At 62.7% G+C, this 9,233-nt stretch carries 12 protein-coding genes; 3 read left to right on the forward strand and 9 right to left on the reverse strand.

Going from position 1 to position 9,233, the window contains the following annotated elements:
* Positions 1–97: 97 nt before the first annotated feature.
* On the reverse strand, positions 98–697 hold the full coding sequence (locus tag ACTRWG_RS02435) for a GntR family transcriptional regulator (RefSeq protein WP_027235755.1): 600 nt from the start codon (positions 695–697) through the stop codon (positions 98–100).
* A 38-nt stretch (positions 698–735) separates the two neighbouring features.
* Positions 736–1,656 carry a threonine/serine dehydratase gene (locus ACTRWG_RS02440; RefSeq protein ID WP_027235754.1) on the reverse strand — a complete coding sequence of 307 codons (921 nt, stop codon included), beginning with the start codon at positions 1,654–1,656 and terminating at the stop codon, positions 736–738.
* A 148-nt stretch (positions 1,657–1,804) separates the two neighbouring features.
* On the opposite strand from ACTRWG_RS02440, the gene ACTRWG_RS02445 reads away from it, so the two are divergent.
* Positions 1,805–2,653 (forward strand): LOG family protein, encoded by an 849-nt coding sequence (locus tag ACTRWG_RS02445; protein WP_027235753.1) that lies wholly within the window; start codon positions 1,805–1,807, stop codon positions 2,651–2,653.
* A 31-nt stretch (positions 2,654–2,684) separates the two neighbouring features.
* On the opposite strand, the gene ACTRWG_RS02450 is transcribed toward ACTRWG_RS02445, so the two are convergent.
* Positions 2,685–2,894 (reverse strand): hypothetical protein, encoded by a 210-nt coding sequence (locus ACTRWG_RS02450; protein ID WP_027235752.1) that lies wholly within the window; start codon positions 2,892–2,894, stop codon positions 2,685–2,687.
* A gap of 334 nt (positions 2,895–3,228) precedes the next feature.
* Between ACTRWG_RS02450 and ACTRWG_RS02455 the strand changes: the two genes are divergently transcribed.
* On the forward strand, positions 3,229–4,470 hold the full coding sequence (locus tag ACTRWG_RS02455) for a zinc-dependent metalloprotease family protein (RefSeq protein WP_027235751.1): 1,242 nt from the start codon (positions 3,229–3,231) through the stop codon (positions 4,468–4,470).
* Between the two features lie 39 nt (positions 4,471–4,509).
* Here the strand turns inward: ACTRWG_RS02455 and rlmN are convergent, their stop codons facing one another.
* The 3 genes from rlmN to ACTRWG_RS02470 all read right to left on the reverse strand — a co-directional run bounded on the left by rlmN (position 4,510) and on the right by ACTRWG_RS02470 (position 6,805).
* Positions 4,510–5,697, reverse strand: a complete 1,188-nt coding sequence (gene rlmN / locus ACTRWG_RS02460) for a dual-specificity RNA methyltransferase RlmN (RefSeq protein ID WP_027235750.1) — start codon at positions 5,695–5,697, stop codon at positions 4,510–4,512.
* A gap of 94 nt (positions 5,698–5,791) precedes the next feature.
* Positions 5,792–6,175 (reverse strand): lysozyme inhibitor LprI family protein, encoded by a 384-nt coding sequence (locus ACTRWG_RS02465; protein WP_051357779.1) that lies wholly within the window; start codon positions 6,173–6,175, stop codon positions 5,792–5,794.
* Between the two features lie 99 nt (positions 6,176–6,274).
* Positions 6,275–6,805 (reverse strand): invasion associated locus B family protein, encoded by a 531-nt coding sequence (locus ACTRWG_RS02470; RefSeq protein WP_027235748.1) that lies wholly within the window; start codon positions 6,803–6,805, stop codon positions 6,275–6,277.
* 180 nt (positions 6,806–6,985) lie between these two features.
* On the opposite strand from ACTRWG_RS02470, the gene ACTRWG_RS02475 reads away from it, so the two are divergent.
* A complete protein-coding gene (locus ACTRWG_RS02475) occupies positions 6,986–7,984 on the forward strand; it encodes an asparaginase (RefSeq protein WP_027235747.1) in 999 nt (332 codons plus the stop codon).
* Positions 7,985–8,021: 37 nt separating this feature from the next.
* Here ACTRWG_RS02475 and ACTRWG_RS02480 read toward each other — a convergent pair whose 3' ends face one another.
* Genes ACTRWG_RS02480 through ACTRWG_RS02490 form a run of 3 tightly spaced genes read right to left on the reverse strand, consistent with a single transcriptional unit; the run spans position 8,022 to position 9,132 of the window.
* Positions 8,022–8,342, reverse strand: coding sequence for a YciI family protein (locus ACTRWG_RS02480; protein WP_027235746.1), 321 nt, complete (start codon positions 8,340–8,342; stop codon positions 8,022–8,024).
* 35 nt (positions 8,343–8,377) lie between these two features.
* On the reverse strand, positions 8,378–8,815 hold the full coding sequence (locus tag ACTRWG_RS02485; RefSeq protein ID WP_027235745.1) for an SRPBCC family protein: 438 nt from the start codon (positions 8,813–8,815) through the stop codon (positions 8,378–8,380).
* Complete coding sequence (locus tag ACTRWG_RS02490) at positions 8,812–9,132, reverse strand: ArsR/SmtB family transcription factor (RefSeq protein WP_027235744.1); 321 nt, start codon at positions 9,130–9,132, stop codon at positions 8,812–8,814. The genes ACTRWG_RS02485 and ACTRWG_RS02490 overlap by 4 nt, the downstream gene beginning before the upstream one ends.
* Between the last annotated feature and the right edge of the window lie 101 nt (positions 9,133–9,233).

Below are 9,233 nucleotides of genomic sequence, written 5' to 3' on the forward strand. Positions count from 1 at the left end.
TTGAGTCGCAGCTTCATAGCGGCAATCTGCCGGCAGGTCATGTCCGGATTGCGTCCAAATTGCCGCTGCTGACGGCGTTTTGCGGGGTTCCAGCCGGTCAGCGCACCCGGCGCAGGTGGCGGCGCAGGGTATCGCAGGCGGCGGCGGGATCGCGGCGGGTCATCGCCTGGACGATGGCGGCGTGGTCGGCGTCCACCCGGCGGGTCCACTGGTGCTGCCAGTTGGCAAACAGGTGCCGGGCAGCGGCGATATGCAGATCGTCGATTGAGGCCAGCAGCCGCGGCATCGCACAGGGCGCCAGGATCACCCGGTGAAACGTGCGGTTCAGGCGCTCCCAGCTAGCCATGTCCTCTGCTGCGTCGCAGGCCAGCCGGGCGGCCTCAGCTGCCTCGATATCCCCGGGTGTCAGGCGGGCAAACGCGTGGGTGAGGGCCAGCACCTCCAGCGCCACCCGCATCTCGATCACTTCGCGGATCTCCGACGGGTCCAGCGCGCTGACCCTGGTGCCGCGGCGGGGTTCGGATTTGGCCAGCCCATGCGCTTCCAGCCGCAAAAGCGCCTCGCGCACCGGCACATGGCTGGCCTCGAACTCGCGGGCGATATGGTCCTGGCGCAGTTTTTCCCCGGCGGCCAGGCTGCCGGTGATGATGCGCTCGCTCAACGCCTGGTAGATCGTATCGGCAATGGTTGCAGACATGTAATGGCGATACCGGGGCGGCTCTCTACCCGCAAGGATTATCCCAGCGGATCCGGGGCGATGTTGCCGCCGCAGATTTGCACCGCCACCCGCTCGCCCGGTGCCGGCCGGTAGGCGCCGCACATCAGCGCCGCCAGCGCCGTTGCGCCTGCTGGTTCGACCAGGATCCGCCGATCGCGCCAGAGCGCCGTCTGGGCTTCGGTAATGGCGCTGTCCGGCACAGTCAGAGAAGTGATGCCCTGCGTTGCCGCAAGCTCAAAGCAGATGCTGCCGATGCGCTTGGCGCCCAAGGCGTTGGCCGCAACGCCGGAGACGTGAACATCGACAGGCTGTCTTGCCGCAAGTGCCGCGTTCAGCGCGCAGGAGGTTTCCGGCTCCACCGCTATGATCTTCCGGGAGCCCTGGAACCAGGCCAGCGCGCCGCCGATCAGCCCGCCGCCGCCGACGGCAATCAGCAGTGTGTCGGCCTCCAGCCCTTGGGCCTGCCATTCGGCAAAGCAAGTGCCCTGGCCGGCAACGGTGGCAACCGCGTCATAGGCGTGAACCTGCATGGCGCCGGTTTCCTGCTCGTAAGCCTCCGCCCGCTCCAGCGCGTTGGCATAGGCGCCGGGCACCACCTGCAGATCGGCGCCGGTGCGTTCGATCAGGGAAATTTTGGCAGGGCCTGCCATCTCCGGCACATAGATCCGCGCTTTGTGGCCCAGCTGGTGCGCTGCATAGGCCGCGGCGGCACCGTGATTGCCGCCCGAGGCGGCGACCAGCCCGGCTGCCGGCACCTGTTGGCTCAGCAGTGTGTTAAAGGCGCCGCGGGCCTTGAAGCTGCCGGTGTGCTGCATATGCTCCAGTTTCAGCTCCACCGGAAACGGCAGTCCGAAGCCCTGTGTTTGCATCACCGGGGTGCGTTGCACATGGGGGCGGATGCGCTCTGCCGCTGCGGTGATTTCTTTCTGCCAGTCCATGCGCTGCCCTCCTGCCTGCTGCTCCGGAACCTTAGCCGCGCGGGGTCCGGACGCAAGCGGAACGGCGCGTTCTGATGCATTCTTGATTGGCGCTAACGGCCGAGGGCGGTTACAAAGGAAGTCCTTTAATTTTTTACCTGGATTGCCCATGACCGAAGACCGCCACAGCCGTTTCAGCGATGCCCATACCGACCGGAACCGGGCAGAGCATGTGCCCGCCACGCCGCAGACACGGTCGCCTGCCTACCGTCTGGCTTTCGCTGATCAGGAGTTCATGTACCGGGAGGAGCTGCGCCCGGTGCGTTTGCAGCTGGAGCTTCTGAAACCGGAGCTGATGCTGAACGAGCGCGGCATCGAAAGCACCATCGTGATGTTCGGCGGCGCCCGTATTCCGGATCCGGAGCACAAGGATAAGGCGCGCACCCAGACGCTGGCAGATCTGTCGCACTTCTACGATGAAGCGCGTGAATTCGCACGGCTGATGACGGAAAAGTCAAAGCGCAGCGGTGGTCGTCAGAATGTCGTGGTGACCGGCGGCGGACCCGGTGTGATGGAGGCCGGCAATCGCGGTGCAGCGGATGCGGGCGGCCATTCCATCGGCCTGTCGATCGTTCTTCCGCATGAGCAGGCGCCCAACGGCTATGTGACGCCGGATCTCAGCTTCAATTTCCACTATTTCGCGATCCGCAAGATGCATTTCCTGATGCGGGCGCGGGCGATCAGCGTGTTCCCGGGCGGGTTTGGCACCCTGGACGAGCTGTTCGAGAGCCTGACACTGATCCAGACGGGCCGCATGGAGCGGGTGCCCTTCCTGCTGTTCGGCAAGCAGTTCTGGGACAAGATCATCAACTGGGAGGCGCTGGCCGATGCCGGCACCATTTCCGATCAGGATCTGGACCTGTTCCGCGCGGTCGACACCGCCCAGGAAGCGGTTCAGATCATTGACAACTGGGAACCGGCGCCGCCGCGCGAAACCCTTCCCGGGCGCGAACGCTGAGCGCGCAAACTGAACTCAGCTGCGGCCGGGCTCAGGCCAGCTCCGGCGGCAGCGTGCCGATTTCGTCCCCGGTGGTCAGCCGGGTCAGAACCGGGGTGCCTGCCACGGTCTTCACTGCGTAGCCATATCCGCGCAGGCGGAATCTCCACTCCCGCGGGCTGAGCGCTTTCTGCCGCTCGCTGCGGATCAGTTCCAGAACGCTGGGGTCAACGGGCGGGGCCTGCTTGTCTACCGGTGCCATTAGACGATTACCTTTCAAAACATTTGTCCATGTATTGGAAACTGTCCCGGGCAAATGGCGGAATTCGCGCCGGTCTTGGGAAAAAATAGGGCGGCGGCTGACTGGTGCTTTCCGGCAACAGAGAGCCCGCCACAGTGCCAGAACAGCAGGTGGCAGTCTTTCGCCCCGGCAGTCCCGTGCGGCAGCATAGAAAATAATGTTCATTGAATTGCAGCTGTGTTCAGGCATCTGAGATTTGCACCCCAGACGCGAACGGAATTCGCCCGGAATCGGGCTAAACTTGGCCACATTTGCAAACAAAAACTTACCGGCGGTCGAACAGTGGAGAGACTTGATGTCCGAGGTAACAGACTACACGGCGCTATTGGCGTACACGTCAAACGACAGTTTCCGCTGGAACAGCCTGGCTGATCTGGGGACCAGCTCAGTTGTGACCTACAGTTTCACGAGCGCCAGTGATCTGGGCGACGCAAGCAGCGACCCCTATGGGGCGTCCAGCTATTGGGCCTTCGACAGCCAGCAGCGTGAATATTTCCGCAGGGCCTTGGAAGAGTTTGAAGAAGCTTCAGGCGTGATCTTCGTCGAAACCGACGGTCCGGCCATGATCAATGTCTTTGGCTATGATGGCGGTTCGGCAGCCGGGTGGGCGGATTATCCCTGGGCCAGCAGCTACTCGACAAACGAAGGCCGCCTGGCGATTGAGGGCGGCAATATTATGCCCGGGTCTTTCGGCTATGAGACTGTTCTGCACGAAATCGGCCACGCGCTGGGACTGAAGCATCCGCATGACGGCGACACCACTTTGGCAGATCACCTGGATACCCAGGCAAACACTGTGATGACCTATACTTATGCCGGGTACAACGTGACTGAGCTGGGAGCCTTTGACGTGCAGGCCCTGCAGCATATCTACGGCAGCAGCGCGGGTACCGCAGAGTGGAGCGTGCGGGTCAAATCCAGCGGCATGGTCGTGATCGACACCGGCACCGCAGCTGAAACCGTTTTGGCGGTCGGCCAGGCTACCAAGATTCTAGGCCGCGGCGGCAGCGACACACTGGTTGGCCGCGAAGCCGGCGACCGGCTGATTGGCGGCGCTGGTCTGGATACCCTCGTCGGGGGCTACGGCGAGGACTGCCTGATCGGCGGCAAGGGAGCGGACGTCCTGATCGGCGGCCTGGACGATGATGAATATTCCGGCAGCACAAATGAGGCGGACAAGCTGGTTGGCGGCGGCGGCTGGGATACTCTCTCCGGCGGAGCCGGAGATGACACGCTGGTGGGCGGTAACGGCCGCGACCGCCTGGTCGGCGGCGACGGATCGGACCAGCTGACAGGCGGCCGCCACGCGGACACCTTTGTTTTTGTGTCGGCTGATTACTACGAACAGGAAGTGATCACGGATTTCGGGCGCGGCGGCGACAGGATCGAATTCTCCGGCACCTCTGTGGACGAGTTCGGTGACCTGTTGATCAGCCAAAGCGGCGGCAGCACGTTCATCAGCTACTACGGACACTACGAGATAGAGCTTACCGGCTTCACCGGCACACTCACCCAGGACGACTTTCTCTTTACCTAAGGCAGCCGGGGACCCTGCCGCGCAGGGGCCGGAGCCGGGTCACTTCATCCCGGCTTCGGCCTCGATCTGCTTGCGGCTCTTGCGGGCGCGTTCGGTCGCTGACTTCAGCTGGCCGCAGGCCGCCATGATGTCATCGCCGCGGGTCTTGCGGATCGGGGAGGCATAGCCGGCCTGATAGATGATATTGGCAAACGCCCGAATGCGGTTGTTCGAAGACCGCTTGTACGGGCTGCCGGGCCATTCGTTGAACGGGATCAGGTTGATCTTGGCCGGGATGTTGTAGCGCTTGATATGGTCGATCAGCCGGTGCGCGTCCTCGTCCGAGTCGTTCACGCCGTCCAGCATCACGTATTCAAAGGTGATCCTCTCAGAGTTTGACGCCTTGGGGTAGTCCGCGAGCGCCTGCAGCAGCGCGTCGATGTTCCAGCGCTTGTTGATCGGCACCAGCACGTCGCGGGTTTCGTTGGTGGTGGCGTGGAAGGAAATTGCCAAAAGGCAGCCGATTTCCTGCGCCGTGCGCGCAATTTCCGGCACAACGCCGGAGGTCGACAGCGTGATCCGGCGGCGGCTCAGGGAGATGCCTTCCGGGTCCATTGCAATTTTCATCGCGTCACGGACATTCTCGAAGTTGTACAGCGGCTCGCCCATGCCCATCAGCACAATGTTCGACAGCAGACGCGTTTCCTCCTTGGGGGTGCCGGGCGTGGGCCATTCCTCCAGATCGTCGCGCGCCATCATCACCTGGCCGACGATTTCAGCCGGGGTCAGGTTGCGCACCAGCTTCTGAGTGCCGGTGTGGCAGAAGGAGCAGGTCAGCGTGCAGCCCACCTGAGAGGAAATGCACAGGGTGCCGCGGTCTTCTTCGGGGATATAGACCACCTCAACCTCATGGCCGCCGGCAATGCGCACCAGGTACTTGCGGGTGCCGTCGGTCGACACCTGCTTGCTCACCACTTCGGGGATACGGATTTCAAACGTCTCCGCCAGCTGCGCGCGGTAGGCCTTGGCAAGGTTGGTCATCTCGCCAAAGTCGCGTTTGCCCCACTGATAAATCCACTGCCAGATCTGGCCGACCCGCATTTTGGCCTGCTTCTCCGGCGTGCCGTGTTCGATCAGCACCTCGCGCATCTGATCGCGGGTCAGGCCGACAAGATTGATCTTGCCGCCCTCGGGATCCTTGCGGGGCAGGGTCAATACGTCTTGAGTGATCGGCGCGCTGGCGGTCATGGCTTTCGGACTCGATGCTGATGGGCGGATGCGGCTCTATATAGGATTCTGACCGAAGATCAAAAGGAATCCTGCCAAATTGCTTGCATAGCGGCTACCCGGCATAGCGCATCAGCTCATCAATCCTGGCGCGGCCCAGCTTTGTCCAGCAGGAACGGATCGCAATGCCCGTTCCGGAGCCGCCGCCATATGTCGCTCCGACAAAGGCGCAATGCTCCGCCCGGTAGGCCTCCCAAGCGGTTTGCCCTGCCTCGAGTGCAGAAACTGCGGCGCTTCGGCCGGTGGCTTTGTCGAGTTCTTCTGCAGCATCCATGGCAAAGCCCAATGCCGCGGCGAGCGCAGCCTCCACGCGCTCCTCGTCTTTGGCAACGCACTCGCCCACTTCCACCTGAGAGCCGGCATCGCTGCACTCAAGCAAGGGGTCGGCGAAAACGGGTTGTGCCAGCAAAAACAGTAAACCGAAAACGCTGCGCAGCATGGCGTAATCCTCCCGTTCCCATGCTACGCGCCTCGCGGCCTTCAAACAAGAAAACCCCGGCGCGGGCCGGGGTTTACTGAAAACCGATGCGGACAGCGCTTACTTGCTGCAGCGCTTCTCGGCGTCTTCCACAGCGGCGGTAAAGCCCAGCAGAGAGAAAGTATCCTTGGTCTGGGTGCCGCGGGCGGAGCGCGCGGTCAGCACCGCATCGGTGCCGCGCTTCATCGCGGTGATGATCTTGGCGTCATCCGCGGGTGTCGCCGGCCAGGCCCATTCGCCTTCGGTGAACAGTTCATACTCGGAGTCGCCGATCGCCAGGTTGACGGTGGAACCGGGCGCAAACGGATAGCCGCCGGTAAAGCTCACCTCGCCCTTGGGGGTGGCGTCTTCGCGGAAGGTGACAAACAGCTGGATCTCGCTGCGGCGCACCGCCACCACGCGGCCGTCGCGGGTGTTCACTGTTTCCTTAGGTGCGGACACGCCCCAGCATTCGCTCGGGCTTTCACCTTCGAACACACTCCAGTCGACCTTTGCGGCGACCCGGTTCTTCGAAGTTTCCTGCGCAGATGCGGTGGTTGCCAATGCTGCCAGACACAGGCCCGCAGCCACGCGGGCGAGTTTCAATGCCATTTGTCCCGACTCCAAGACTGTTCTTTTACCTCAAAACCAAGCAAAGGGCCCGCAGCGTTTCATCCGCTGTCTGGTCCCGATCCCCTCGCTTGCGCTACACAAGCACACTAACGTAACAAGCACCACGGGCGAAAGTGCGTTTTGGCAGGATTTCGCCAACAAAACATAAGGGGAGAGATCATGCCGAAACCTGTGCCCATGGCCGAAGTCTGGCGCGGCCCGCTGCTGGAGAGCCTGCATCTGGGTCATGCCGTCATCTGCGATGCCTCCGGGCAGGTGGTGCGCAGCTGGGGCGACCCCGATGCGGTGATTTATCCGCGCAGCTCGGCCAAGATGATCCAGGCGCTGCCGCTGATCACCTCCGGTGCCGCCGCGCGCTACGGCCTCACCTCCGAGCAGCTGGCGCTGGCCTGCGCCTCTCACAATGGTGCCCTTATCCACACGGACCGGGTGAACAGCTGGCTCGATCAGCTGGGGCTATCGGACGACGATTTCCGCTGCGGTCCGCAGCTGCCGGATGACATTCCCGCCCGCAATGAACTGATCAAATCCGACAGCAGCCCCTGCCAGGTGCACAACAATTGCTCAGGCAAGCACGCGGGTTTCCTGACCCTGACCCAGTACCTCGGCGCCGGGACGGAATATATCGAGATGGATCACCCGGTGCAGCAGGCCTGCCTGGCGGCGTTTGAGGAAACCACCGGCCAGGACAGCCCCGGTTACGGAATCGACGGCTGCTCGGCCCCGAACTTTGCCACCACCGTCACCGGGCTGGCCCGTTCGATGGCCTGGTTTGCCAGCGCCGCGGACCGCTCCGACCGCGCATCCGAGGCGGCGCAGCAGCTGGTCGCAGCAATGACCGCGCACCCTGAGCTGGTGGCCGGCGAAACCCGCTGCTGCACCAACCTGATGCGCGCGATGGGCGGCAAGGTCGCAATCAAGACCGGCGCCGAGGCGGTATTTATCGCCATCCTGCCGCAACAAAAGCTGGGCGTGGCGCTCAAGATCACAGATGGCACCACCCGCGCCAGCGAATGTGCGATTGCGGCGCTGCTGGTCAGCCTCGGCGTGCTGGACGCAGAACACCCGGAGACCCGCAAATACATGAACAAGATTCTCTACAGCCGACGTGGGCTGGAATGCGGTTCAATCCGCCCCGCGGCGGAACTGCTGTTCTGAAATGAAATGCCCCGGTTCAGGACCGGGGCATTTCTTCTTACATCTCCATCTCGATGATCTCGGCAATTTCGACCGAGCCGCTGCCGTCCACCACCATCGGGCAGCCCTTGGCCATCTCGCAGGCCGCGTCCTGGTCCACCGCCTGGACTACCGAATAACCCGAAACCGGATTGGCGCCCCCATTGTCCGCCACGCCGCCAGCGCTGACGGTCTTGGACATGCCTACCGGGGCGCCCGGCACCTTCAGTGCATCGCCCATCGAGCCCATCCAGCTCTTCCAGGACTCCATCACCTTGGCGCCTTCCTCCTCGCTCTCCGGGGTTTTGCCGCCGTGGTAGACAAAAATGAACTCTGGCATCGGTCTTCTCCCTTGGTTGCGGTGAAACGTGTGCTTCATGTGTCTGCGGCCAGCCGGGTCTCCAGCTTGCGCAGGGTCGAGGTCCAGCCCTCTTCATGGCGTGCGGCGATCTCATCGTCACTTAGATCGCGGTGATCAATCAGAAGCATGGCGCCGTCCCCGGCCGCAGCGACGGTGAAGGTCACATGGCTCTCTGCGCCGCGGCTGTCGTCCTCATCGTGCCAGGCCCAGGTGAAGCCGACAGATCTCGGCACATCCACATGGGTCACCTGGCCGGAGACATGGAACCGCTGCCCGTCGCTGTTCTGCATGACGGAATGCCAGGGCCCGGTGCGGCTGAGGTCCAGATCGTGTTCCGGAATGCTAACCCCCTCCGGTCCCCACCATTTCAGCAGCTTGTCCGGTGTGGTCACCCACGCGAACAATGTTTCCGGGCTGACTGGGAAGATTCTCCGCAACTGCAAATCACTCATGCACGGTCCTCCATCAGGGCCGCTTCCAAACGGTCCAGGCTGCCGTCCCAGAACGCTTTGCGGGACTGGGTCCATTCGGCAATCATCCTGAGGCCCTCGGGCCGGGCGGAATAGAGCCGCCTAGTGCCATCGGCGCGCTGGCTCACCAGCCCGGCCTCGCGCAGCACCTTCAGATGCCGCGATATGGCCGGCGCTGAAATTCCGGCGCCGGGTGCCAGATCGCCTGCGGGTAGCTCGCCTTGCTTGATCAACTGATCGACAATCGACATGCGGGTTTCGTCCGACAGGGCGGCGAAGGATTTTAGCAGAGGAGTCATGAGACCATTATTAACTATATTGTTAAATAATGGAAGCTATTATTCTTCCTCTGAGTAAGACCAGCTGAAATTGCGCGCCGGGTGTGTTTTACTAAGCGTGT

The organism is Leisingera sp. G5_S3_59_S7 (genome assembly GCF_054968485.1).

What these genes read in the sequence shown, in the direction of transcription:
- ACTRWG_RS02435 (WP_027235755.1), bottom strand. Translation starts at nt 697, where the DNA reads ATGTCTGCAACCATTGCCGATACGATCTACCAGGCGTTGAGCGAGCGC.
- ACTRWG_RS02440 (WP_027235754.1), bottom strand. Translation starts at nt 1,656, where the DNA reads ATGGACTGGCAGAAAGAAATCACCGCAGCGGCAGAGCGCATCCGCCCC.
- ACTRWG_RS02445 (WP_027235753.1), top strand. Translation starts at nt 1,805, where the DNA reads ATGACCGAAGACCGCCACAGCCGTTTCAGCGATGCCCATACCGACCGG.
- ACTRWG_RS02450 (WP_027235752.1), bottom strand. Translation starts at nt 2,894, where the DNA reads ATGGCACCGGTAGACAAGCAGGCCCCGCCCGTTGACCCCAGCGTTCTG.
- ACTRWG_RS02455 (WP_027235751.1), top strand. Translation starts at nt 3,229, where the DNA reads ATGTCCGAGGTAACAGACTACACGGCGCTATTGGCGTACACGTCAAAC.
- rlmN (WP_027235750.1), bottom strand. Translation starts at nt 5,697, where the DNA reads ATGACCGCCAGCGCGCCGATCACTCAAGACGTATTGACCCTGCCCCGC.
- ACTRWG_RS02465 (WP_051357779.1), bottom strand. Translation starts at nt 6,175, where the DNA reads ATGCTGCGCAGCGTTTTCGGTTTACTGTTTTTGCTGGCACAACCCGTT.
- ACTRWG_RS02470 (WP_027235748.1), bottom strand. Translation starts at nt 6,805, where the DNA reads ATGGCATTGAAACTCGCCCGCGTGGCTGCGGGCCTGTGTCTGGCAGCA.
- ACTRWG_RS02475 (WP_027235747.1), top strand. Translation starts at nt 6,986, where the DNA reads ATGCCGAAACCTGTGCCCATGGCCGAAGTCTGGCGCGGCCCGCTGCTG.
- ACTRWG_RS02480 (WP_027235746.1), bottom strand. Translation starts at nt 8,342, where the DNA reads ATGCCAGAGTTCATTTTTGTCTACCACGGCGGCAAAACCCCGGAGAGC.
- ACTRWG_RS02485 (WP_027235745.1), bottom strand. Translation starts at nt 8,815, where the DNA reads ATGAGTGATTTGCAGTTGCGGAGAATCTTCCCAGTCAGCCCGGAAACA.
- ACTRWG_RS02490 (WP_027235744.1), bottom strand. Translation starts at nt 9,132, where the DNA reads ATGACTCCTCTGCTAAAATCCTTCGCCGCCCTGTCGGACGAAACCCGC.